This window comes from Maricaulis sp. D1M11, from assembly GCF_047308265.1.
GTDB lineage: Bacteria > Pseudomonadota > Alphaproteobacteria > Caulobacterales > Maricaulaceae > Maricaulis.
Window position 1 is genome coordinate 58,980 of sequence record NZ_JBKQWY010000008.1, and the last position, 23,199, is coordinate 82,178.

At 60.5% G+C, this 23,199-nt stretch carries 18 protein-coding genes; 10 read left to right on the forward strand and 8 right to left on the reverse strand.

The window, feature by feature from the left end; translation table 11 throughout:
* Nucleotides 1-18: 18 nt before the first annotated feature.
* From prfB to RMQ97_RS12840, 3 genes are all read right to left on the reverse strand, one after another.
* Nucleotides 19-1,147, reverse strand: a protein-coding gene (gene prfB, locus RMQ97_RS12830) for a peptide chain release factor 2 (protein WP_413661289.1) whose coding sequence is annotated in 2 segments (ribosomal slippage) — nucleotides 19-1,077 and nucleotides 1,079-1,147 — 1,128 coding nt in all. Because the reading frame shifts where the segments join, the coding sequence is not laid out codon by codon here.
* An 89-nt stretch (nucleotides 1,148-1,236) separates the two neighbouring features.
* Nucleotides 1,237-3,759: a penicillin-binding protein 1A gene (locus RMQ97_RS12835; protein WP_413661290.1), complete on the reverse strand. Its 2,523-nt coding sequence runs from the start codon at nucleotides 3,757-3,759 to the stop codon at nucleotides 1,237-1,239.
* Nucleotides 3,760-3,886: 127 nt separating this feature from the next.
* Entirely contained in the window at nucleotides 3,887-5,089 is a 1,203-nt protein-coding gene (locus RMQ97_RS12840) for an N-acetylmuramoyl-L-alanine amidase (RefSeq protein ID WP_413661291.1), read from the reverse strand.
* A gap of 581 nt (nucleotides 5,090-5,670) precedes the next feature.
* On the opposite strand from RMQ97_RS12840, the gene RMQ97_RS12845 reads away from it, so the two are divergent.
* The 3 genes from RMQ97_RS12845 to RMQ97_RS12855 all read left to right on the forward strand — a co-directional run bounded on the left by RMQ97_RS12845 (nucleotide 5,671) and on the right by RMQ97_RS12855 (nucleotide 10,968).
* Nucleotides 5,671-8,613, forward strand: a complete 2,943-nt coding sequence (locus RMQ97_RS12845; RefSeq protein WP_413661292.1) for an Rne/Rng family ribonuclease — start codon at nucleotides 5,671-5,673, stop codon at nucleotides 8,611-8,613.
* A gap of 76 nt (nucleotides 8,614-8,689) precedes the next feature.
* On the forward strand, nucleotides 8,690-10,039 hold the full coding sequence (locus RMQ97_RS12850; RefSeq protein ID WP_413661293.1) for a M48 family metalloprotease: 1,350 nt from the start codon (nucleotides 8,690-8,692) through the stop codon (nucleotides 10,037-10,039).
* A gap of 152 nt (nucleotides 10,040-10,191) precedes the next feature.
* Nucleotides 10,192-10,968, forward strand: a complete 777-nt coding sequence (locus RMQ97_RS12855; protein WP_413661294.1) for a DsbA family protein — start codon at nucleotides 10,192-10,194, stop codon at nucleotides 10,966-10,968.
* A 57-nt stretch (nucleotides 10,969-11,025) separates the two neighbouring features.
* On the opposite strand, the gene RMQ97_RS12860 is transcribed toward RMQ97_RS12855, so the two are convergent.
* Nucleotides 11,026-11,826 carry a thiazole synthase gene (locus RMQ97_RS12860; RefSeq protein WP_413661295.1) on the reverse strand — a complete coding sequence of 267 codons (801 nt, stop codon included), beginning with the start codon at nucleotides 11,824-11,826 and terminating at the stop codon, nucleotides 11,026-11,028.
* Between the two features lies 1 nt (nucleotide 11,827).
* Entirely contained in the window at nucleotides 11,828-12,031 is a 204-nt protein-coding gene (gene thiS, locus RMQ97_RS12865) for a sulfur carrier protein ThiS (protein ID WP_413661296.1), read from the reverse strand.
* 72 nt (nucleotides 12,032-12,103) lie between these two features.
* On the opposite strand from thiS, the gene aroQ reads away from it, so the two are divergent.
* Genes aroQ through aat form a run of 4 tightly spaced genes read left to right on the forward strand, consistent with a single transcriptional unit; the run spans nucleotide 12,104 to nucleotide 15,131 of the window.
* Entirely contained in the window at nucleotides 12,104-12,544 is a 441-nt protein-coding gene (aroQ, locus tag RMQ97_RS12870; protein ID WP_413661297.1) for a type II 3-dehydroquinate dehydratase, read from the forward strand.
* Between the two features lie 24 nt (nucleotides 12,545-12,568).
* Nucleotides 12,569-13,081, forward strand: coding sequence for an acetyl-CoA carboxylase biotin carboxyl carrier protein (accB, locus tag RMQ97_RS12875; RefSeq protein WP_413661298.1), 513 nt, complete (start codon nucleotides 12,569-12,571; stop codon nucleotides 13,079-13,081).
* Nucleotides 13,082-13,117: 36 nt separating this feature from the next.
* Nucleotides 13,118-14,461, forward strand: coding sequence for an acetyl-CoA carboxylase biotin carboxylase subunit (accC, locus tag RMQ97_RS12880; RefSeq protein WP_413661299.1), 1,344 nt, complete (start codon nucleotides 13,118-13,120; stop codon nucleotides 14,459-14,461).
* A gap of 19 nt (nucleotides 14,462-14,480) precedes the next feature.
* Entirely contained in the window at nucleotides 14,481-15,131 is a 651-nt protein-coding gene (gene aat, locus RMQ97_RS12885; protein ID WP_413661300.1) for a leucyl/phenylalanyl-tRNA--protein transferase, read from the forward strand.
* On the opposite strand, the gene RMQ97_RS12890 is transcribed toward aat, so the two are convergent.
* Entirely contained in the window at nucleotides 15,098-15,565 is a 468-nt protein-coding gene (locus RMQ97_RS12890; protein ID WP_413661301.1) for a DUF2155 domain-containing protein, read from the reverse strand. The genes aat and RMQ97_RS12890 overlap by 34 nt on opposite strands.
* Before the next feature lie 68 nt (nucleotides 15,566-15,633).
* A complete protein-coding gene (locus tag RMQ97_RS12895; RefSeq protein WP_413661302.1) occupies nucleotides 15,634-16,041 on the reverse strand; it encodes an NADH:ubiquinone oxidoreductase subunit NDUFA12 in 408 nt (135 codons plus the stop codon).
* A 251-nt stretch (nucleotides 16,042-16,292) separates the two neighbouring features.
* Between RMQ97_RS12895 and RMQ97_RS12900 the strand changes: the two genes are divergently transcribed.
* From RMQ97_RS12900 to RMQ97_RS12910, 3 genes are all read left to right on the forward strand, one after another.
* Nucleotides 16,293-19,262, forward strand: a complete 2,970-nt coding sequence (locus RMQ97_RS12900; RefSeq protein WP_413661303.1) for a hypothetical protein — start codon at nucleotides 16,293-16,295, stop codon at nucleotides 19,260-19,262.
* Between the two features lie 50 nt (nucleotides 19,263-19,312).
* Complete coding sequence (locus RMQ97_RS12905) at nucleotides 19,313-19,807, forward strand: pentapeptide repeat-containing protein (RefSeq protein WP_413661304.1); 495 nt, start codon at nucleotides 19,313-19,315, stop codon at nucleotides 19,805-19,807.
* A gap of 73 nt (nucleotides 19,808-19,880) precedes the next feature.
* Nucleotides 19,881-21,134: a pentapeptide repeat-containing protein gene (locus RMQ97_RS12910; RefSeq protein ID WP_413661305.1), complete on the forward strand. Its 1,254-nt coding sequence runs from the start codon at nucleotides 19,881-19,883 to the stop codon at nucleotides 21,132-21,134.
* Nucleotides 21,135-21,258: 124 nt separating this feature from the next.
* Here RMQ97_RS12910 and aspS read toward each other — a convergent pair whose 3' ends face one another.
* Nucleotides 21,259-23,070: an aspartate--tRNA ligase gene (aspS, locus tag RMQ97_RS12915; RefSeq protein ID WP_413661451.1), complete on the reverse strand. Its 1,812-nt coding sequence runs from the start codon at nucleotides 23,068-23,070 to the stop codon at nucleotides 21,259-21,261.
* Nucleotides 23,071-23,199: the final 129 nt, after the last annotated feature.

Below are 23,199 nucleotides of genomic sequence, written 5' to 3' on the forward strand. Positions count from 1 at the left end.
TCCTCCCAACAGGGACAACTAGTCCTCGTCCTCATCGCCACCGACCCGGGCCGCCAGAGCAGCGGCCATGAAATCATCGAGATCCCCGTCGAGCACACCGCCCGTATTGGAGGTTTCGACATTGGTGCGCAGATCCTTGACCATCTGATAGGGCTGCAACACATAGGAACGGATCTGGTGACCCCAGCCGATTTCCGTCTTGGCATCCGCTTCCGCCTGGGCGACAGCTTCACGCTCGGCCAGCTGGATCTCATACACCCGCGCCCGCAACATGTCCCAGGCCTGGGCCCGGTTCTTGTGCTGCGACCGCTCATTCTGACACTGCACGACGATCGGACGTTCCTGACCGGGCATGTCATAGGTCAGACGGACGGCCGAATCCGTGGTGTTGACGTGCTGTCCGCCCGCGCCCGAGGCGCGATAGGTATCAACCCGGACCTTGCTTTCCTCGATCTCCACCTCGATCTTGTCATCAATCAGCGGATAGGCGCCAACACTGGCAAAACTGGTATGACGGCGCGCACTTGAATCGTAGGGCGAAATCCGGACCAGGCGATGAACCCCTGTTTCGGTCTTCAGCCACCCATAGGCATTTTCGCCCTTGATGAGCAAGGTGGCAGACTTAAGACCGGCCTCTTCACCGGCCTGTTCCTCGATGACCTCGACCTTGTATCCATGAGCATTGGCCCAACGCGAATACATGCGCGTGAGCATGGAGGCCCAGTCCTGGCTTTCCGTTCCGCCCGCACCCGAGTGGATTTCCAGATAACTGTCATTGCCATCGGCTTCGCCGGACAGGAGCGCTTCAAGCTCAGCGCGCTTCATGGTCTCGCGCAAGCTGCGCAAGCCGTCGAGCGCGTCATCGATCATGTCGCTATCGCCTTCCATTTCGGCGAGTTCGACGATCTCGACCGTGTCAGTCAGCTCGTTTTCCGCGTCATGAATGACTTTGATCGCCGCATCCAAGCGATTGCGCTCACGCATCTGAACCTGGGCTTTCTGGGGGTCATTCCAGAATTCCGGATCTTCAGAGAGAGCGTTGAGTTCGTCTAGGCGTTTCTGGGCCGTATCCCAGTCAAAGACGCCTCCTCAGCAAGCCTACGGCCTGCTGTATTTCATCGGACAAAGTCTGGATGTCAGCGCGCATGAGCGGCGAGTCTCCATGGCTAGAAAAGTCAAAGACCCCGACTTAGACGCGGGCAAAGACGGAAACAAGGGAGGAGGTGCAGGCCGGGTCTAGTAGATCCCACCCAGATCCTCTTCCTCCTCTTCCTCTTCTTCCTCGGCGGCAGCCACCAGGCTGGCATCACCAGAGAGCGCGGTGGACGCAAAGCTCAGACCGCTCTCTTCCTCTTCACTACGACGCGAGGGTTCGCTTCCCGGACGGAAGGCTTCGAGGATCACACCCGGCTGGCCCAGAATGGCTGGATCGCCTGTACGACGCTCGATCGGCACCAGTCGAACCCCTTCCGGTACGCGGAACGGGGCCACAGGATAGGTTTCCAGTGCCGTGCGCAAGAAATCGCGCACAATAGGTGTCGCAACACGGCCCCCGGCCTCGCCTGAACCGAGCTGATAGGGCGTATCGAAACCGACATAGACGCCGACGACCAGGTCGGGACCAAATCCGACAAACCAGGCATCGCGGAAATCATTGGTCGTTCCGGTCTTGCCCGCCAGGGGCCGGCCCAGTTCCCGCAAAGCCGTGCCGGTTCCGCGCTGAACAGCGCCTTCCATCATGGACACGACCTGATAGGCGGTCACCGGATCAATAACGGAGTCTCGGATCTCCGGGAAAACCGGCTCAGAGAGATCCTCGGACCATTCCAGCTGGTCGCACCCTTCACAGCTCAACGGCGTGTGACGATAAATCGTGTCACCATTGCGATCCTGGACACGGTCAATAATGGTCGGCTCCACCTGGTGCCCGCCATTGACCAGCGCGGCATAGGCCGAAATCAAACGCCAGAGCGTGGTCTCGCCCGCTCCCAGGGACATGGCGAGCGTCGGCTGGAGATCATCATAGATGCCAAAGCGTTCGCCGACATCGGTAATCGGCTGCATGCCCATCTCCTGCGCCAGGCGCACCGTCATCACATTCCGCGACAGCTCAATGCCCAAACGCAGAGTGGATTCGCCATAATAGCGTTCGGAATAGTTCGACGGCATGTAGAACCGCTCGGTATCCCCGCCGCTGGCGATAAAGGGCGCATCCAGGATCAGGCTGGCGGGTGTGTAGCCATTGTCCAGCGCGGCCGCGTAGACGAAAGGTTTAAACGCTGAACCCGGCTGACGTCGGGCCTGGGTGGCCCGGTTAAACTGGCTGTGCTGGAAGGAATACCCGCCTACCATGGCAAGCACCCGACCGGTATGCGGGTCCATCGCCATGATACCGCCATTGATCGCGGGATACTGACGCAGGCCAAATGCGCCATCCTCGACCTCATCCCCGGTCAGGGCCTCGACCAGAACGACATCGCCCTCAGACAAGACATCACTGGCCCGATTGATGGTCGCCCCCACCTCGCCATCGCGAAGCGCCTCGCGCGCCCATTCCAGCTCGGCCAGGGAAATCGTGCCTTCCATGGGCAGCGGCGTGTCATCCGCATCAAACTCTGTCGGACTGAGATAGCCGACACGGACCACGTCATCTAAAACCTCAAGGACGATCGCCCCCATCCAGTCCGCATCAAGGTCAGACGGCAAGGTGGCTTCGGCCAGCTGGCTCGCCCAGTCCTCGCCCAGATCGAGCGTGGTGACCGGACCGCGATAGCCATGGCGACGGTCATAGGTTTCCAGACCGTCACGCAAGGCCCGGCGCGCGGCCAGCTGCATGCGAGTGTCCAGTGTAGTGCGGATGGACAGCCCGCCATCATAAAGCTCGTCCTCACCATAGATCTGGAAGACTTCGCGGCGCACATTCTCCACAAAGTATTCGGCTGCCAGATATTCATCCCCGGACAACCGGTCGGCGACCTGTAGCGGGTCCTGCGCAGCAGCGCGGGCCTCATCCATGGTTATGTAGCCATCCTCCGCCATGCGGGTCAGCACGTAATTGCGCCGATCCGTAGTGCGCTCGGGATGGCGGATCGGATGGAAACGTGACGGGCCATTGATGACGGCGGCCAGCAGGGCGGCTTCAGACAGGCTCAGCTCATCCAGGGCCTTGTCGAAATAGTTCAGGCTGGCCGCGGCAATCCCGTAGGAGCGCTGACCAAAATAGATCTCGTTGAGATAGAGTTCGAGGATTTGATCCTTGGTGAAGGCCCGCTCGATACGCCGCGCCAGCACCATTTCCTGCACTTTGCGTTCCAGGCGCTGTGCCGAAGACAACAGGAAGTTCTTGGCCACCTGCTGGGTCAGGGTCGAGGCGCCTTCCAGGCGTTCATTGCGCAGGACATGACCAATATTGGCAAAGGCCGCGCGCACGATTCCCTTGAAGTCCAGACCGCCATGATCATAGAAATTCTTGTCCTCCACAGCAACAAACGCATGGATGACGTTCTGGGGAATATTCTCGATCGGTACGAAGACCCGGTGTTCACGGGCATATTCCTGAATCAAACGCCCGTCGCCGGCATGAACACGACTCATGATCGGCGGCTCGTATTCGGCCAGCTGCTGATAATCGGGCAGATCTTCCGTGACCCGCACGACATAGACCGCGACCGCGATAAATCCGACCACAGCACAGATCACAGCCGCAACACCGCCCCACAGGACGGCCCGCACAAAATTACGCAGAGTGAAGATTTTCATCGGTGCCCTCAGGAAGTCCGCGGCCTTTAAAGCATGGCTTATACGGCAGCATTATGACGCGCTCAGCCCTCGAGGCAAAGCGGGCAAACGATCTGCACTGTGTTTGAAACGAGAATGTGACCTGAAATCAGCGCGCGGACTGCAAGGAGGCGTGGCGCGCTGTATCGTTTTCATCACCGCGCGTGGCGAAGTATTCGTCCAGCCCCTCAACCACAGCCGCCATCTGGCGACGGCGAACGCTGGCCGACATCAGATTGGCTTCATCCGTGCGATTGGTCAGGAAGCCCATCTCCAGAAGGACGGCCGGAACCCGGCTGTCGAGAAGGACATAGAAATTCTCCTGGCGATGCGGATTAGTCAGAAGCGGTCCAGCCTGGGACAGATTATCCAGCAGAACATCGGCAAACGCCTCGGACTGGTTGCGTTTCTCCCGCAAACCCAAAGAGATCAGGATGTTGTTCACTTCCGGTGACCGGTTCGGATCCGCATCACGCTGGGCGATACGTTCCGCACGCCCTTCGGCGCGGTCATTGAGCGTATAGACCGCTGCACCGCGCGTACCGGCATTGGCGGACACATCCGCATGGATCGACAAAAACAGATCAGCCTGGTGACGTGCGGCCACATCAACCCGTTCAGGCAGTGTGAGGAAGGTGTCATCGGAGCGGGTCAGATAGACCTCGTACCGACCCGTGCTTTCCAGCTGAGCCTTGAGCTCGAGCGCAGCCGCCAAGGCAACGGTTTTCTCATACGTGCCAGACACACCGATCGCGCCAGGGTCGCGCCCGCCGTGACCGGCATCGACAACAATCACACGGCGTTCGCGCGGCGGCGGTGTATAAACAGCCTCAACGCGATCCGCGATCAGATTGGTCAGGACCTGGTTTTGCTGGAAGCCGGACTGAATGCGAAAATCGTTTTCTGTGGTGCGCTGGAGATCAATCACAGCCCGATAATGACCGCCGCTTGATTGCGGACCCAGGCTGAATTCCTCAACCACTACTGCCGGCCGGTCCAGTTCGAAGACAAGACGCGACGCGGTGGTCGAGTTGAAAAAACGGAACTGACCCACCACGCCATGGCCCATGCCCTCGCCCGTTTCCAGGCCGGACACTTGCCATGCACTCTGGGGCAATTCGATCACCAGCCGATTGCTCAGACCGTCGACCGTGAATGCATTGAAATCGACCGGTTCAGAGGTTTCGACCACAATCCGGGTCCGGTCCCCGTCCACGCCGAACCGGATATTCTGGACAGCCTGATCGGCCGCTGCGCTCGCGCACATCGCCGTACTGACAAGGATTCCCGCAATCAGACGCTTCAGACTCATACCGGCACCATCTCGTTCATCGTGATTCTGTCCACGAGTTTTGTCAAAATCTACCCCCTACAGCTTGACGTTTCGTTGACAGCGGAAACTTTCTTCTGGTTTTCCAGCCAGCCCACAGGAAAGCATCTGATTTATCCACCAAATTGACGTCAGCGGCATGCGGTTTCCACCGCGTCCGGTGCTTTCCTTCCCAGAGGATATGTTGCATGTTGCTGATATCCAGGCGTCCGAAGCTTAGCTGATTCAGGATGATGTGGACGCCGGAGGGATCGTTAAGGCCTGTCACGCAAAACGGATACAGGCCCTCTGACGCATTCCGAACACTGTTATACGCTGTCTCCGGACCGTTCCGGTTTCAGTCCCGATCGACGCGCCTCCGCCATCCCGCGGTCACGGCGCACCAGAATTGTACCGCATGCGCCACGCTCGCCAGATGACAACGCCTCAACAGCCCGGACAGCACTTCGCTGGCCCGGCCGGCCTGTTGTCACTGTCCGGGCTCGTGCTGCCGCTGCGGCCTCGCCAGATGCTTCCGGCCCAAGCCGGCGCCTCTCAGGCCGCGCGCCCAGGAGAGACACTTCATGTCCAAGAAAATGCTGATCGATGCAGGTCACCCGGAAGAGACTCGCGTCGTCATTGTCGACGGCCCCAAAGTCGAAGAATTTGATTTCGAAGCCGCAGCGCGCAAACCGCTGCGCGGCAATATCTATCTGGCCAAGGTCACACGGGTCGAGCCCTCGCTCCAGGCGGCGTTTGTCGAATACGGCGGCAATCGTCACGGCTTTCTGGCCTTCAACGAAATCCATCCCGACTATTACCAGATCCCGTTCGAAGACCGCCAGGCTCTGAACGAGGAAGAGGAAGCCGCGAGCAAGGCCGAAGCGGAGGATGACGATAACGGCACTCCGGCACCGGCGGCTGAAGCCGCACCTGCCGATGAGGTCGTTTCAGACGAGGCGCCGGAGGATAGCGTTGCCAGCGATGAGGCGGACGCATCGGACGATGCCGAAACCATCAATTCCGATGATGATGACGAGTTTGACGAGGCTAAGGAGGCCCGTCGTCGCCGTCAGATGTATCGCAAGTATAAGATCCAGGAAGTCATCAAGCGTCGCCAGATCCTGCTCGTCCAGGTCGCCAAGGAAGAGCGCGGCAATAAGGGCGCGGCCCTGACAACCTATCTCTCCCTTGCGGGACGGTACTGCGTACTGATGCCGAACACGCCGCGCGGCGGCGGCATTTCGCGGAAAATCTCCAATGCCTCGGACCGCAAACGCCTGAAATCCGTGGTGAGCGATCTCGATTTGCCCAAGGGCGTCGGCCTGATCATTCGGACCGCCGGTGCGAAACGCACGAAGACGGAAATCCGCCGGGATGCTGATTATCTTCTGCGTCTGTGGGAAAACATCCGCCAGCAAACGCTCAAATCCGTGGCCCCCGCCCTCATTTATGAGGAAGGCGATCTCGTTAAACGTGCCATTCGCGATCTCTATGACAAGGAGATCGAAACCGTGCTCGTGCAGGGCGACAAGGCCTACAAGGATGCCAAGGCCTTCATCCGCATGCTGATGCCGAGCCATGCCACCAAGGTCCAGCCCTACAAGGATCCGGTTCCCCTCTACCTGCGCTATCAGGTCGAGAAACAGCTCGAGGCCATCTATTCGCCGGTCGCCCCGCTCAAATCGGGTGGTTATCTGGTCATCAACCCGACCGAGGCTCTCGTTGCCATCGATGTGAACTCGGGCCGTTCGACGCGCGAACGCAATATCGAAGCCACTGCCCTCAAGACCAATCTGGAAGCCGCCGCCGAGGCCGCACGCCAGATGCGTCTGCGGGATCTGGCTGGTCTGGTCGTGATCGACTTCATCGATATGGAAGAGTCGAAGAACAACCGGGCGATCGAGAAGAAGATGAAGGACGTCCTGAAAAAGGATCGTGCCCGTCTTCAAATGGGTCGGATCTCCCAGTTCGGCCTCATGGAAATTTCGCGTCAGCGTCGACGCACATCCATTCTGGAAGGCTCCACGCTGGAATGTCCCACCTGTGGTGGCACCGGTCATGTGCGTTCGGTTGAATCGAGTGCCCTCGTCGCCCTGCGGGCGCTGGAAGAAGAAGGTCTGCGCGGTCGTGCCAAGCAGATCCGCCTGATCGTTCCGACACCGATCGCGCTCTATCTCTTCAACGAAAAACGCGATCACCTTCTCGAGATTGAAAGCCGCTTCGACATGGTCGTGGCCATCTCGGCGGACGACACGCTCCTGCCGCCCGATCTCCAGATCGAGGTGACCATTGCCCGTCAGCCGGGAGAAGAGCTGCAGCTGGATTCAGCTCCGATCGAACCTCTGCCCGCGGAAAGCTCGTCTTCGTCCTCCTCCTCGAGCGAGACGTCTGACGACGAACCGCGCGAAGGCTCCGGACGTCGCCGTCGTCGGCGCCGTCGCCGTGGATCCGGCGGCAGCGAGGCCGAAACCTCGCGTGAGGCAAGCGAAACCAGCGCGGATACAGACACCGAGACCGATGCTGGCGATCGCCCAGAAGACGACGCGTCCAGTGAAGACGGCGGATCGCGTCGCCGTCGTCGCCGTGGCCGTCGGGGTGGCCGTGGACGTCGTCGCAGCTCGGAAACAAACGAGGCAATGGACACGGTCGAAGCCGGCGCAGAGCCGACCGACGAGGACAGCGCCCCGGGTGAAGAGTCTAAACCCTTCGAGCTGACTGACACAGCCCCCGGCGAGGATGACGCGCAAAGCGAGGAAAACAGCACTGAAAGCGCGAGCGACGCGTCCAGCGAGGACGAGGCGCCCAAGCCGAAACGTCGTCGCTCCCGTCGTCGCAAGAAGAGCGACACAGTCACCGAAGAGGCGTCCAGCCCGGAAACCTCCGGCGAAGCCTCTGACACAGAGGTCGCTGCCAGCGAGGACACCGCTGACGACACATCGGTGCAGACCGAGGCCAACACGGCCGAAGAGAGCGCAGCCGACCCCGCACAGGCTGAGGCGGCGCAAGAGGACGCCCCCAAGCCCAAACGTCGTCGCACACGTCGCAAGAAATCGGACACCGAGGCCGCTGCCGAGACATCCGAAACCTCGACGGAATCAGAGGGTTCCGCGGAGGCTGAAGTGACAGCTGAGCCTGAGGCAGACGCTGAAGAGGCTCCCAAGCCGAAACGTCGTCGCGCGCCGCGCAAGAAAAAGACCGAGACGGTCGAGACCGTCGCCGATGCCGATGCCGCTGAGAGTGTTGCGACGGATACGCCCGCTGAGAGCGTAGAGGCATCAGAGGCCGCTGTCGAAACGCTGCCGGAGAGTGCGGACACCGGGTCAGCTGAGGTTCACGCTGAAACGGATACCGTCGACACCCAGGTCGAGACGGCGACTCCGGCCGAGACTGAAGCAAACGTCGAACCGGAGACGCAGGCTGAGCCTGTCGCCGAGGCCCCGGCTGAAGCGGCAGCGGAAGACGACAAGCCGGCCAAACCGCGTCGCAAGGGATGGTGGAACCGGACTGGCCTCTTCGGAGGCTAGTCCGCACCGGACAGCTATAGCCAGCACGGTCTGAAGGGGTTTAGACTGGCAGGCGGGGGTGGATAGAGGAGCGAGAATGCGCATCCTGAAAACCGTCGCTGCGAGTTGTGCAGCCCTTGTGTTGGCCGCCATGCCGGCCTGGGGCCAGTCGCTTATCCGCGATACGGAAATCGAGGAATTGATGGGCGTCTACACCCGCGACCTGATTGTCGCCGCGGGTCTGCAGCCCAATGATGTCGACCTCTACATCATTTCAGACCCCTCGGTGAACGCCTTCGTGACACGGGGCCAGAACATCTTCATGCATACCGGCCTGATCATGGAATCGGAGACCCCGAACCAGTTGATCGGTGTGTATGCGCACGAGATCGGTCATATTGCTGGTGCCCACCTGGCCCGTTCAGACGAGGCCATCGGCAATGCCGCTGTACCAGCCTATGTCTCGCTGGGCCTGGGCCTGATTGCCGCCCTGGCCGGCGAAGGCGGAGCCGCGGGTGCACTGATGGCTTCCAGTCAGCAATTCGGCGCCCTCTCCTTTTTGACCTATTCCCGGGCCCAGGAAAGCTCCGCTGACCAGGCCGGGCTGCAATATCTCACCGCCACCGGACAATCGGGCGAAGGCCTGGTCGAATTCTTCGAGCGCTTTCGCTACCAGGAAGTAATGTCGCGTCAGCAGCGCTTCCCCTATTTCCGCTCGCACCCGCTCTCGTCCCAACGTGTGGCCGCTTTGCGTCGGGGCGTTGAAGAATCAGAGTTTTATGGCGTTCAAGACAGTGCACAGAGCGTGGATGCCCTGCGCCGTATCCAGGCCAAGATCTACGGTTTCACCGCGCCGCCGGAATATGTCTTCTATCGCTATCCCGAAGACGACACCTCCTTGTATGCACGTTATGCCCGTGTTGTGGCCTATTACCGCGAAGCTCGGTTGGAGGAAGCACGCGGCGAGATCGAATCCCTGATCACACAAGAGCCAGACAACCCGTATTTCCAGGAACTCTACGGACAGATGTTGTTCGAGTCGGGCTATATCAGCGAAAGCATCCCTTACCATCAAGCCTCCGTGGACATGCGCCCTTCCGCTCCCCTGTTCCGGGTCAATCTGGCTGTCGCCCAGCTTGCCAGCGAGGATGAAACCCTGCTGGAAGACGCTCGCGGTCACCTGCAGGTGGCCCTGAATATCGAGCCGGACAATAGTTTCGCCTGGTACCAGCTCTCGATCGTGCACGAACGCTCCGGTGAAACGCCCCTGGCCAAGCTGGCTATTGCCGAGCAAAGCTTCCACTCGGGCAATATGATCCGGGCCGTCCAGTTTGCCGGCCGAGCCCGCGAGGAGCTGGAACAGGGCACACCGGCCTGGATTCGCGCGACAGAGATCGAACTGGCCGCCCGGCCCATGGCCGAGGAAATGGCACGGCGGCGTCGCTAAGCTCTCGAAGGTGATCGAAAATACCGGACGCGCTGCATACGGCGCGACAGATATCTCATGCCCGCGTCGATCCCACACAATCGATCACATTCCCGCGAAACGTCTGCCCTTGCCTGCGCGCGCCTCTCGTTTTGTTCACGCCTCTCCTCTAAATGAAAAACGGCGATGATATCGAGAGTACGACCATGACCCGTTTCCTGACCCTTCTTTCCTGCGGATTTTTCCTGGCCAGTTGTTCTGCGCCGCCTGCCGATGCGCAATTGTCCGACCAGGACCGAGACGAAGTGCGTGAGATCGTGCGGGAATACATTCTGGAAAACCCGGAAATCATCGAGGAAGCCCTCGTGGAATTGCAGCGCCGGGCGCGTCTGCGTGAATCCCAGGCCCAGCTGACGGCGGTCAATGCCCAGTATGACGCGATCTACGCCGACCCGCGCGATCCGCGCCTGGGGGCCGAGGATCCGCAAGTCGTCATCGTCGAATTCATGGACTATAAGTGCTCCTATTGCCGTGTGGCCGCGGAATGGGTCGAAGACGTCAACGAACGCTATGGCGACCGGGTCCAGTTTATCTTCAAGGAATATCCCATTCTCGGCCCGGACAGCCGCGAGGCGGCGATTGCCGCCCTGGCCGCACGACGTCAGGGCGATGATGTGTATGCCAATTTTCACTACACCCTGATCCGGGCCTCCGGTGCCCTGCCGAGCGAGCGGATCGATCAGCTGGCCAGTCTGGCCGGCGTGGATGTTGCGCAAATGCGCGCCGACATGGATGACCCGGCGATCACGGCTCACGTCGATGATGTGCGTCAGCTGGGTCGCGCGCTGGATGTGACCGGCACGCCATTCTTCATTATCGGAGATACGCTGGTTCCCGGAGCCAATGGCATGGCCCTTGAGCGTGCGCTGATGGAAGAGCTCAACGGCTAGGCGGACCGCAGCAGGTCGCCGGGCTGTCCCGGTCAGCCTGCTGCGCCCTCACTTCGGTCAGATCAAACCACTCAACGGGCTCGACGGATCCGCATAGCGCTTTTTGGGCATGCGTCCGGCGAGATAGGCGTCACGTCCGGCAATAACGGCGTGTTTCATGGCTGTGGCCATGCGAACCGGATCCCCCGCCTCGGCGATCGCCGTGTTCATCAACACGCCATCACACCCCAGCTCCATCGCAACAGCTGCATCCGAAGCCGTTCCGACACCGGCGTCGACGATGACCGGCACAGACGTCTGTTCAATGATGAGACGGATATTGACCGGGTTCTGTATGCCCAGACCCGACCCGATCGGCGCACCCAGCGGCATGATCGCACAGCAGCCCACCTCTTCGAGCTTTTTCGCGTAAACCGGATCATCCGAGCAATAGACCATGACGTCAAAACCGTCCTTGATCAGCATTTCGGCCGCACGCAGTGTTTCCGACATGTCAGGATAGAGGTGTTTGGGATCAGACAGGACTTCCAGTTTCACCAGATTCCAGCCGCCGGCCTCCCGCGCCAGACGCAGTGTGCGTACGGCATCTTCACCGGTGAAACAGCCCGCCGTGTTCGGCAGATAGGTGTAATCATCCGGCGAAATGAAATCGACCAGGCGCGGCTCGTCCGGATTGGAGAGGTTTACTCGCCGCACAGCCACCGTGATCATCTCCGCCCCTGACGCCACAAGTGCCTCGGCGTTCTGGGCATAGGTCGTGTATTTGCCCGTGCCGATGATCAGGCGGGAATTGAAAGTCCGGCCGGCCACGACCAACGGCGTATCCTCGGCAGTGTTCACGATTCGCGTATCATCCATGTCAGCCCCCTCCCACGAAGGCCACGATTTCCAGTCGATCCCCATCCATCAGGGCCGTTTCGGCATAGGCGGATTTGGGGACAATTTCGAGATTGCGTTCCACCGCGACCTTGCGGGCATTCAGTTCCAAATGCTCAAGCAGGCCGATGACGGTCATTCCGTCATCCAGGCTGCGGATTTCACCATTTACTGTTACTTGCAGCACCGGCAACGCTCACTTCGCTTGTGTTTTCTGTCTACGAGGTCGTAAAACCTCTGCGGGGGCTAAGGCAAGGGTATGACGAAACCGATCTACATCCTCAATGGACCGAATCTGAATCTGCTGGGACAGCGTGAACCGGAGGTCTACGGACATCTGACGCTGGAGCAGATCGGAGCGGCGTGTGCCGAGCGCGCTGCCTCGTTCGGGTATACAACCGAGTTCCGACAGTCCAACCACGAAGGTGTATTGATCGACTGGCTGCATGACGCAAACGTCAACGCGAGTGCAGTCGTGATCAATCCTGGAGCATACACACATACATCCATCGCTTTGCATGATGCCGTTCGCGCGATAGAACCCCCCGTTATTGAAGTTCACTTGTCGCAAACGGCCGCTCGCGAAGATTACAGGCATCATTCCTACATCGCGTCTGCGGCACGAGGCAGCATTACCGGTTTGGGTCTGGCAAGTTACTTGCTGGGAATCGAAGCGGCACACCACTGTCTCTCCCAATGATGGAATCACAAAAAGGCTGACACCATGAGTTCTGAGTCCCGTTCGCGCACGCCCATCAGTCCGAAGATCGTTCGTGAGCTCGCCGAGATTCTTCGCGAAACCGAGCTAACCGAGATTGAAGTCGAGCGTGATGATCTGCGCCTGCGTGTGGCCCGTGAGATCCCGGCCCCGCAAGTGGTCCAGGCCGCGCCAATGGCCGCTGCGCCCACGGCTGCAGCACCCATGGCTGCTGCACCCGCTACGCCCACAGCAGCTCCGCCGGAAACTCCCGCTCCCCAGGACGCCACTGACATGTCGGCCCATCCCGGCGTCGTGAAGTCTCCGATGGTGGGCACCGCCTATCTCCAACCGAATCCCGACAGCCCGGCCTTCTGCGCCGTGGGCGATTCCGTAAAAGAAGGCGATACGATCTTGCTGATCGAGGCCATGAAAACGTTCAACCCGATTACCGCCGAGAAGTCCGGCAAGATCGCGGAAATCCTGATCGAAGACGGCCAGCCGGTCGAGTATGGCGAACCGCTCTTTATCCTCGTCTGATTTCCCTGATCATCCTGCTCAGCCGGGAGCCGAACCATGTTCGACAAGATTCTGATCGCCAATCGCGGCGAAATTGCCCTTCGCGTCCACCGTGCCTGCCGTGAAATGGGCATCCGCACTGTGGCCATCCATTCAGAAGCCGACGCCAATGCCATGCATGTACGTCTGGCTGATGAGAGCGTGTGTGTGGGACCGGCGGCGGCTGCCAAGTCCTATCTGAACGTCCCGGCCATCATGGCTGCGGCAGAAGTCACCGGGGCCCAGGCCATCCACCCGGGATACGGCTTCCTGTCGGAAAATGCCCGTTTCGCCGAGATCGTGGAGGCCCATGACCTGGCCTTTATCGGGCCGACAGCCGAGCATATCCGTCTGATGGGCGACAAGATTACCGCCAAACAGGCCGTCATGGACGCCGGCATCCCCGTCGTACCCGGTTCTGACGGCGGTGTGGAGACCTATGAAGACGCCAAGGACATCGCCGAAAAAATCGGCTTTCCGATTCTGGTAAAAGCCGCCTCCGGCGGCGGCGGACGCGGCATGAAAGTCGCGGAAACAGCCGACAAGCTGAAAGAAGCCATGGAGACCGCGTCGGCGGAAGCCAGCGCCGCCTTTGGTGACGGCACGGTCTATCTGGAGAAGTATCTGGGCCGTCCGCGCCATATCGAGATCCAGGTGCTGGCCGACACGCACGGCAATGTGGTGCATCTGGGTGAGCGTGACTGTTCCCTCCAGCGTCGACACCAGAAAATCCTGGAAGAAGCGCCCTCTCCGGCCCTCAATGCTGAGGAACGTGCCGAGATCGGTGAGATTGTGAGCAAGGCCATCAAAGCGATCGGATATCGCGGTGTCGGCACGATCGAATTCCTCTGGGAAAATAGCGAGTTCTACTTCATCGAGATGAATACCCGCCTGCAGGTGGAACACCCGGTCACAGAGATGATCACGGGTATCGACCTGGTCCGCGAACAGATCCGGGTCGCCGATGGTGCTCCGCTCGACATCAAACAGGAAGATGTCACGTTTGAAGGCTGGGCCATCGAGTGTCGCATCAATGCCGAGAACCCGAAAACCTTCGCGCCCTCACCGGGCAAGGTCACGGAATACCATGCGCCGGGCGGGCTTGGTGTGCGGCTCGATAGTGCCCTCTATGCCGGGTATGCCATTCCGCCCTATTATGACAGTCTGATCGGCAAGCTGATCGTCCACGGCAAGTCACGCACCGAAGCTCTGCTGCGCCTGCGTCGCTCGCTCGAGGAAATGGTTGTCGGCGGTGTGGAGACCACAATCCCGCTTTTCCTCGACCTGCTTGAGGAGCCGGAATTCGTGAATGGCGACTACCACATCCGCTGGCTGGAGGAATGGCTCGCTAGTCGGGCTTGATATCGCCTGAAGGCTGAATATGCGCGGCTTCGACGCCAATGATCTGCTGGAATGTTACGCCCGTGGCGTCTTTCCCATGGCGGAGTCACGCGATGATCAGCGGATCTTCCTGCTTGAACCCGATGAACGCGGGATCCTGCCCCTCGACGCCTTCCACCTGCCGCGCAGTCTGAAAAAGACCGTGCGGCAGGACCGGTTCCAGATCCGCCTGGATACGTGTTTCGATGCTGTCGTGGATGCGTGTGCGGCCCCGGCCCCGGGACGTGAGGAGACCTGGATCAATGAGGGCATCTGCATGCTCTACAGTCAGCTCCACGCCCGCGGTTATGCTCACTCGGTTGAATGCTGGCAGGGCGATGAACTCGTCGGCGGTCTATATGGCGTGCAGCTCGGCCGCGCCTTTTTTGGCGAGAGCATGTTTTCCATTCAACGTGACGCGTCGAAAGTTGCTCTTGTTCACTTGATTGCCCGTCTCCGGGCGGGCGGGTTCACGCTGTTGGACACGCAGTTCACCACCGATCACCTGGAGCGCTTTGGGACGCGTGTGGTCTCCAAACAGGATTATCGCCGCCTGCTCAATGAGGCGCTGCTGGAGGACGGGGATTTCATGGCCTTGCCGCAAGACCTGAGCGGGTCTCAGCTTCTGCAGTCGATCGGCCAGACATCGTAGACCGGGTGTTCGAGCGGGCTCAGCGCCGGGTTGGATGCAAACATCCAGCCTGAAAACACCATCTCACCCTCGATATCCGTGCCGAACCCATCCGTGCGACGGTCCAGCACCTCAAGGAAGACAAAGGTTTCCGGGGTCTCTTCCGGCGGCCGTTTGCGGCAGTAACGCGCGGTGATGGTCAGCGGGCCAAAGGTCACGGTCTCCCCGATCACAGCCTCGAAATCCTCTGTCCGGGCCGTCACCTTGTCCAGACCCCGCAAGACCACAACCCGCCCCGGCTGGGAGGAGGGCTGACCGGAATCCGTGTCGACTTCATCGCCGAAAATATCATCCAGACGATCCGCAATCGGCGGATCATCCTGGCGCAGATCCTGGGCCCCGGCCACAGCGGCCGGAACAAGAAGGGCGAGACAGGCGATAAGGGTACGCATCATGGCTCAAGTCCTGACGGCCAATTTGGGCCATGTCGAGGCGATTCCCGCGAGACGCGAGAGATTTCTGATCAAGCGTCCGGAGACCAGCTTTCGTAATCGGACCGGGCGGTCTGACGATTGTTTGAGCGGGCCAGCGAGCCTTCCGGGCGATAGGCATGGACCGTACCCGTCAGGTTCGGATGGTGGTCCTTCTCCCAGGCCTGACGCTTGAGCGGTTCCTCACTCGGCGGGGTCTCGAACGTATGGTGCAGCCAGCCATGCCAGTCAGACGGAACACGCGAAGCATCGGCATAGCCCTTATAGACCACCCAGCGACGTTTCTGGCCATCCGGTCCGGTCACGCCCTTCTCCTGGAAATAGCGATTGCCATACTCGTCTTCGCCGACTTTCTGGGCACCGCGCATGCTCAGGGTCAGGAATGTCCCCGGCGTGGCATCTTTCCACCAGACGAAGATTTTGGCGATGAATCCAAACATGCGCGACAGCTCCCTAAGAATTGCGCGGAATATGCCCCCGCTCGCCGCCAAGGTCCAGCCCGCCAAGGCAGAGGGAACATCTTCCACAGGCAATCCCATATACACCTTCTTAATATTTGCGGCATCGCGGTAGACTTGTGCAAACGGGTACCGATTCGCGACCGACATTCACGCCAGACAGCGACCGGCCCTCATCATAGACGCGTTATGGACGCGGCAGAGAAGCGGCTCAGGTCGCCAAGGGATAAATGATGGATTTTGCGCGCCTTTTTGCTTCGCTGGAACAGGAAACGCCGGAGTTGTTTGCCGCCCAACCCCGCGATCTGCCCCATAATGGCGAGGACGATACCGGTGCGCTGGACGAACAGGGAGCCGCGTCACTCGCCTTCACCGCTCCAAACGCCTGGCCCGATCATGCGGTGCGGGCCCTGGCCGGATTGCTCGACACCCCTCGCCCCGTGCGCACCGAACCGCGCCCGGGACTGAAACTGTTTGGCGGACTGATTCCCTCCGTCGCTGTCGGTGAGGAATGCGCGCCGGAACGTGAACTCGACACGGCTGCCCACCGGATCGGCGGCGCACTGGCCTGGTCGGCCGCCCGGCAAGGGGCCTTCACCGAAGCGGACATGGCCAAGGAATTTGCAGACGAATTGCGTCTGAGCCTGGTCAGCCGTCATGCCTGCATTGATGCGCATTCCTGGACCGAAGCGGGGATCGACTGGGCGTATGGCGATGAGATCACGGAGCGCGAGATCCAGCCGCGGCCGCGTTTGCTCGATGCCAGCTCGCCCATTGCCGCTGACGGGCTGCGCCGTGTGACCGAGGGCGCTCTGCGCAAATCCATCCTTGATGTCGGCGCGCGCGTGACACGCGACCGCCTGGTCGAGATCGGTCATGCCGTGGCGCGGTGCGCCGGGGACGAAACGGACCGGTTTGATCCGCGCCGCAATACAGCCCTCGCCCGTGCCATGCGGAATGCACTGCGCGATGGCATTCCCGAACAGGCGGTTGAACGCGCCCTTGCCCTGGCCCGCCAGGGCGCTGAAGACGAAGCGCTCTCCCATCTGATTCCGGACGCGCCCGCGACACGAGAAACCCAGATCGCCCTGCCCCAGGCGCTGTGCGCAGCGGTTGAGACCGATGCATCCTGGTCCTTTGGCGAGGATGGCGGCACGCTACGCGCCCGTCAGTTCTGGAACCGTATTGCCCGCTCGGTCTGGAGTTTCGGGACACCATCCCTGACCTTCCACACCGCCCCGCATTGTGATGGTCCCACAGCGCATATCGACCTGGCGCGGTTTGCCGGACCCGGCGATTTCGATCCGGCCCTGTTTACCCACACCATCCGGATCTGGTCGACGGCCCTGCTTCTGTCCGCAGCAAAAAATTCACCGCATGCCGGCAATATTAATCTGACCGGTTTTGGTGCTTTCCTGCAGGCCTATGGCCTGGCTTATGACAGCGATACGGGGCGCTCCGTCGCTTCCGCCCTTGCCCGTCTTGCAACCTCGGTCCTGCGCGATGTCGCCGGAGAATTTGGCGCGGTGGCCCCGGCTCTGGGCGCAGATCTCACTGTGTCCGGCTGGCCGTCCAGCATGGATCACTTGGCGGACGCGGTCGAGGCACTTGCGGACCGGTTCCAGGCCAGACGCGCCCTGGTTCGTCCGGGGCTGATTTTGACGGTACGTACCCCGTCCGGACCGATCGCCCGTATTCTCGAATGTGAGACCCCAGGCGTGGAACCGCTTGACCAACAAACAGAAACGGATCCGGACCAGGGCGGACAGCGCCTACGCCGCGCCAGTCGTTTGGCTCTGGACGCGCTGGGCCTGGACGCAACTGAATGCGAGCTTGCGGAAGATCACGCCGCCGGTCGCGGCACCCTGGCCGGCGCTCCCGGGATCAGCCTTGAAGCTCTGCGCGAACGCGGCGTGCCGGACGACGCGCTCGAACGCCTCGATGACTCGATTTCGGAAGGCGCCTCCATCCGCTTTGCCCTGAACCGCTGGACACTGGGTGACCGGGTCTGTCGGGATCAGCTCGGGCTGAGTTCGGACGTGATCGAGGCACAGGCCAGCTCCCTGTGCCACGCGATCGGCTTTGGACCTGAGGCTATCGCGGCGGCCGATCGTTATGCGCATGGAGCCGGCACCCTGGCCGATGCTCCGGTCTTGACCGCCGAACAGCGCGCCATCTTCCAGCCTGTGCGCCCGCTGGCGCGGATCGCCATGGCCGGTGCCATCGAAGCCCAGATCAATGGTGCCGTCGAAACCCGACTGGAACTGGACGGTCCGGCCACGATTGACGATGTTGCCGCGCTGATGAGTGAAGGCGGTGCACATGGCCTTCGCCAACTCCATATTGAACGTGTGGGATCCGGCCTGTTCGATCTGCTACCCGCTATTGATTTCGACAAGGGCGATTATGTTCAGGATCAACGCGAAAGCGTGGTCGAGGAGCGTGTGGTCGAGAAGGTGGTTGAGCGTGTTGTGGAACGCCCGGCGGCGCGCCGCAAACTGCCCGACCGACGCAAGGGCTATATCCAGAAAGCCACGGTGGGCGGGCACAAGGTCTATCTCCACACCGGCGAATTTGATGATGGCGAGCTGGGTGAGATTTTCATCGACATGCACAAGGAGGGCGCAGCCTTCCGGTCTTTGATGAATAATTTCGCCATCGCCATCTCGATCGGGCTGCAATACGGCGTGCCGCTGGAAGAATATGTCGACGCCTTTGTCTATACCCGTTTCGAACCAGCCGGCGAGGTCGATGGCAATGACAGCATCCAGCACGCCACCTCAATCCTGGACTACCTGTTCCGGGAACTGGGTGTGTCCTATCTGGGCCGTGACGATCTGGCGGAAGTCTCGCCGGAAGGCGCTGACCCGGCAGGGCTAGGACAAGGTGTCGCCCAGGAGAAGCTGAACCAGGAAGACGCCGCGCGCTTCATTTCCAAAGGGTTCAGCCGCGGGCAGGTGCCGGACAATATTCTCATGTTCTCCCAGGAGCTGAAGAAGGTTGCCTCGGCCAATGAGGGCAGCGAGGCCCCGCTCTCCATCGAGGGCGAGATCACGGATACGCCACAGCTGACGACCGTCTCACGGGCGAGCAATACAGTCTCTGTCTATTCCGGAGATCCCTGCCCGTCGTGTGGCCATTTTACTGTGGCAACGACGGATGAGGACGGTCAGGTGTGTCACGCCTGTGGCTGGACGGGCTGACAGGCCCACGCTTTGCAATACTCGGGGCGTTATGAGAGGAGCGCCCTGAAATGGCACAGCTGACCCGTATCCTGCCGGTCTTTGCGGCTTTTTCCCTGCTGACAACGCCGGGGCTGGCCCAGAATGCGTCCCAGATCACCCAGGTGCAAAACGAACAATCCTGTCCCGGGTGCAATCTGTTCCAAGCCGAGCTGGCCTACATCGATCTGCCAGCCGTGGATCTGTCGGGCGCCCGACTGCGTCAGGCCACACTGGCGCTCTCGACCATGAACGGCTCCCGGTTCGACAATGCCAATATGTCGGTCGCTAATCTGTTCGGCGGCCGCTTCACCGGAGCCAGTTTCGCAGGTGCAGATCTCAGCCAGGCTGTGCTTGTGGGTGCCCATTTTGGCGGAGCGAATTTTGCCGGTGCCAACCTGTCAGGCGCCAATCTCTCTGGCGCGGAAATGGCAACCGCCCGGGGCCTGACCCAATCACAACTCGACCAGGCCTGTGGTGATGCCGCAACCCAATTGCCGGCCGAGCTGACCGTGCCTGTCTGTTGAGACCTGTATTCCCCGCAATCAATTACGCGGTTTTAAGTCGCCTTCCCGGCTCAATTGTCCTATCGATTCCGGAATGAGCCGGACTGTTCTATCCAGCCTGACGGTGTCGCTTGTCCTGATGACAGGAACAGCGCATGCCGCTGCGGGCGATCCCGAGACGCCGCATCGGCGCCTTGAAATCGCGGGTGACTGCCAGGGCTGTGACTTTTCTGACAAGAATTTCGCCGGGGCCCGTTTCATCGGCGCGGATCTGCGTGAAGCCGATTTCAGCAATTCCCACCTCCCCGGTGCAACGCTGATCGAAAGCCGTTTCTCGCATGCCGATCTGTCTGACGCCTCCCTAGCGAGCGCGCATATCTCTGGCGTGACCTTTGCCGGTGCTGACCTGTCCTTCTCCCAGTTGGCCGGAGGCCAGTTTGAACGGGTCAATTTCTCCAATGCCGATCTGAGCTCGGCGGCTTTCAACGGTGCGGTGATGATCCAGGTCGCGTTCAACCACGCCGAACTGGATGATGCCAGCCTGGTGGGCGTGCGGGTGCGTTATGGACGCTTCATCGGTGCGGACATCGCTGATGCCAATTTCAGCAATTCCAATTTGCGCGGCGCAGATTTCTCAGACAGTGAAGGCGACGGTATCAGCTTTGCCGGGGCCGATCTGAGTGGCGCCAGATTCGTCAATGCCGATCTGGATGATGTCGATTTCACCGGAGCCCGCCTCGATCGGGTCGATTTCTCAGGGGCCCAGATCGACGGCGCACACGGTATCGAAAAAACCATGATCCTGCGCGCCTGTGGTGATGACAACACCCGCATTCTGGGCGAGCTGCGTCTGCCTGCGTGTCCGGAACGCAGCGATGATCCGCATCCGCCCGCGCCGCCCATCATCGTGTCGCATGTGCGGTTGGAAGCCAGCCCCGCAACCGATATCCAGATCGACTGGGATGAGGTCTATACGGCGCGCGTGGAAGCCCTCGAAGCGCTCGGTGATGTGCTTTCGACCAATGCCGGGCGGATGGACAGCGAAGAATTGCGTGAAATCGTCCGCGAAGCCCAAAGGGAGATCCGCGAGATCGAGCGGGAGATCCGCCGCAATCGGCAAGAGCTGGAACGCGAGGCCGCCGAGCACGCCCGCGCGCTGGCACTCGAGCAGGTGGAGCGTCGCCGCGAGGTGGAGCTGGAAATGCACGAACGGGCCCGCCAGCGGACTGAAGAGCTGGATGAGCTCTTCGATATCCAGCACGATCACCCGCGCTCTCACATCGAAATGTATTACGGCGACACTGAATTGCTGGGCGTCAATCCCGGTGCGGGCGATCCCGACAACTAGATTATTCCGCCCGCAAGAGCGATAGGGCGCCTACGCCCCTCTCCCGCCTGCGCCTTTACCACCACACTATAAAAAAACGGGACCTCTGGAGGCCCCGTTTCTCATTCTGGCTTGTCCTACTGGATTAGGACTTGGCATCCGGAATCACCGAGCGGATATGCAGTTCGCGCAGCTGTTTATTGTCTGCCTCACCCGGAGCATTCATCATCAGATCACGGGCCTGCTGGTCTTTCGGGAACATCACCACTTCGCGCAGGTTTTCCTGGTCACACAGCAGCATCACAATGCGGTCGACCCCCGGAGCAACACCGGCGTGCGGCGGAGCGCCAAAGCGGAAAGCGTTGAGCATGCCGCCAAACTCTTCCTCCACCACGTCAGCACTGTAGCCGGCAAAACCGAACGCCTTGAGCATGACATCCGGGCGGTGGTTTCGAACCGCACCCGAGGACAGCTCCACACCGTTACACACGATGTCGTACTGCCAAGCCTTCATGTCCAACAGCGTATCGTCATCCGGATTGTCCAGCGCGAGGAAATCCTCGGCGGTCATTTGCGGCATGGAGAACGGGTTGTGGGAGAATTCCACCTTCTTGTTGTCCTCATCCCACTCATACATCGGGAAATCGACAATCCAGCAGAAGCGGAAGGTATTGGTTTCGCACAGCCCCAATTCCTCGCCCACGACATTACGGGCGCGGCCTGCAAAACTGGCGAACTCGCTGGGAACACCGGCAGCAAAGAAGACGGCATCTCCCGCCTCCAGTCCCAGATCCTGACGCAGAGCCTCTGTCCGGTCTTCACCAATATTCTTAGCGATCGGACCGGCCGCTTCCAGCCCCCCATCTGTCTCACGCCAGAAGATGTATCCCATGCCCGGCTGACCCTCTTTCTGGGCCCAGGAATTCATACGATCACAAAAAGCACGCGAACCACCGGTCTTGGCCGGGATCGCCCAGACCTGGATTTTCGGGTTCTTGTCCAGCATGCCCGCAAAGACCTTGAAGCCGGATCCCCGGAAGGTCTCGGAGACGTCGGACATCTTGATCGGATTGCGAAGGTCCGGCTTGTCAGAACCATACCACTGCATCGCGTCCTTGTAGGCAATGTGCGGGAATTTGTCGTCCGGCACACTGCGGCCGTCGGCGAATTCCTCGAACACACCTTTCATGACCGGTTCGATCACGTTGAACACGTCTTCTTGTGTCGCGAAGCTCATTTCCATGTCGAGCTGATAGAATTCGCCCGGAGCCCGGTCCGCGCGGGCATCCTCATCCCGAAAGCACGGAGCGATCTGGAAATAGCGGTCAAAGCCGGACACCATGATCAGCTGTTTGAACTGCTGCGGCGCTTGCGGCAGGGCGTAGAACTTGCCCGGGTGAAGACGCGCCGGCACCAGAAAATCGCGCGCACCCTCGGGCGACGAGGCCGTCAGGATCGGTGTCTGATATTCAGTGAAACCCTCGTCCACCATGCGACGACGCAGGCTGTCGATGATCTGCGAACGCATCACGATGCGCTTGTGCAGGCTTTCACGACGCAAATCGATATAGCGGTGCTTGAGGCGAACCTCTTCGGACCAGTCCGGCTCACCAAAGACCGGCAGCGGCAGTTCATCGGCTTCGGACTGGATGGCCAGATCCTTCACGCGAACTTCGATCCCGCCGGTCGGCAGGTTTTCATTCACGGTCTCTTCGGTCCGGGCGATCACCTCACCGGTTATGGTGACCACGCTTTCAACGCGCAAACGTTCAAGCGTGGAGAAGTGTTCACTCTCCGGCTCCAGAACGCACTGGGTCAGACCGTAATGGTCGCGCAGGTCAATAAACAGCAGACCGCCATGGTCGCGTTTGCGGTGGATCCAGCCGGAAATACGGGCCTCCTGACCCACATGTTCAGGGCGCAGTTCGGCGCAGGTATGAGAGCGATAGGCGTGCATGGAATTATCGTCCGAATGGCAAGAAGAATTGGGTTCGGACATGCCGGTGTGCGGGGCGGAATGTCAAGCTGGGGCCACGGTCGAGCGCAGTCTGGTGACGGCTCACCCCTTCCAGGTCGTATCATTTTC

What these genes read in the sequence shown, in the direction of transcription:
- RMQ97_RS12835 (WP_413661290.1), bottom strand. Translation starts at nt 3,759, where the DNA reads ATGAAAATCTTCACTCTGCGTAATTTTGTGCGGGCCGTCCTGTGGGGC.
- RMQ97_RS12840 (WP_413661291.1), bottom strand. Translation starts at nt 5,089, where the DNA reads ATGAGTCTGAAGCGTCTGATTGCGGGAATCCTTGTCAGTACGGCGATG.
- RMQ97_RS12845 (WP_413661292.1), top strand. Translation starts at nt 5,671, where the DNA reads ATGTCCAAGAAAATGCTGATCGATGCAGGTCACCCGGAAGAGACTCGC.
- RMQ97_RS12850 (WP_413661293.1), top strand. Translation starts at nt 8,690, where the DNA reads ATGCGCATCCTGAAAACCGTCGCTGCGAGTTGTGCAGCCCTTGTGTTG.
- RMQ97_RS12855 (WP_413661294.1), top strand. Translation starts at nt 10,192, where the DNA reads ATGAAAAACGGCGATGATATCGAGAGTACGACCATGACCCGTTTCCTG.
- RMQ97_RS12860 (WP_413661295.1), bottom strand. Translation starts at nt 11,826, where the DNA reads ATGGATGATACGCGAATCGTGAACACTGCCGAGGATACGCCGTTGGTC.
- aroQ (WP_413661297.1), top strand. Translation starts at nt 12,104, where the DNA reads ATGACGAAACCGATCTACATCCTCAATGGACCGAATCTGAATCTGCTG.
- accB (WP_413661298.1), top strand. Translation starts at nt 12,569, where the DNA reads ATGAGTTCTGAGTCCCGTTCGCGCACGCCCATCAGTCCGAAGATCGTT.
- accC (WP_413661299.1), top strand. Translation starts at nt 13,118, where the DNA reads ATGTTCGACAAGATTCTGATCGCCAATCGCGGCGAAATTGCCCTTCGC.
- aat (WP_413661300.1), top strand. Translation starts at nt 14,481, where the DNA reads ATGCGCGGCTTCGACGCCAATGATCTGCTGGAATGTTACGCCCGTGGC.
- RMQ97_RS12890 (WP_413661301.1), bottom strand. Translation starts at nt 15,565, where the DNA reads ATGATGCGTACCCTTATCGCCTGTCTCGCCCTTCTTGTTCCGGCCGCT.
- RMQ97_RS12895 (WP_413661302.1), bottom strand. Translation starts at nt 16,041, where the DNA reads ATGTTTGGATTCATCGCCAAAATCTTCGTCTGGTGGAAAGATGCCACG.
- RMQ97_RS12900 (WP_413661303.1), top strand. Translation starts at nt 16,293, where the DNA reads ATGGATTTTGCGCGCCTTTTTGCTTCGCTGGAACAGGAAACGCCGGAG.
- RMQ97_RS12905 (WP_413661304.1), top strand. Translation starts at nt 19,313, where the DNA reads ATGGCACAGCTGACCCGTATCCTGCCGGTCTTTGCGGCTTTTTCCCTG.
- RMQ97_RS12910 (WP_413661305.1), top strand. Translation starts at nt 19,881, where the DNA reads ATGAGCCGGACTGTTCTATCCAGCCTGACGGTGTCGCTTGTCCTGATG.
- aspS (WP_413661451.1), bottom strand. Translation starts at nt 23,070, where the DNA reads ATGCACGCCTATCGCTCTCATACCTGCGCCGAACTGCGCCCTGAACAT.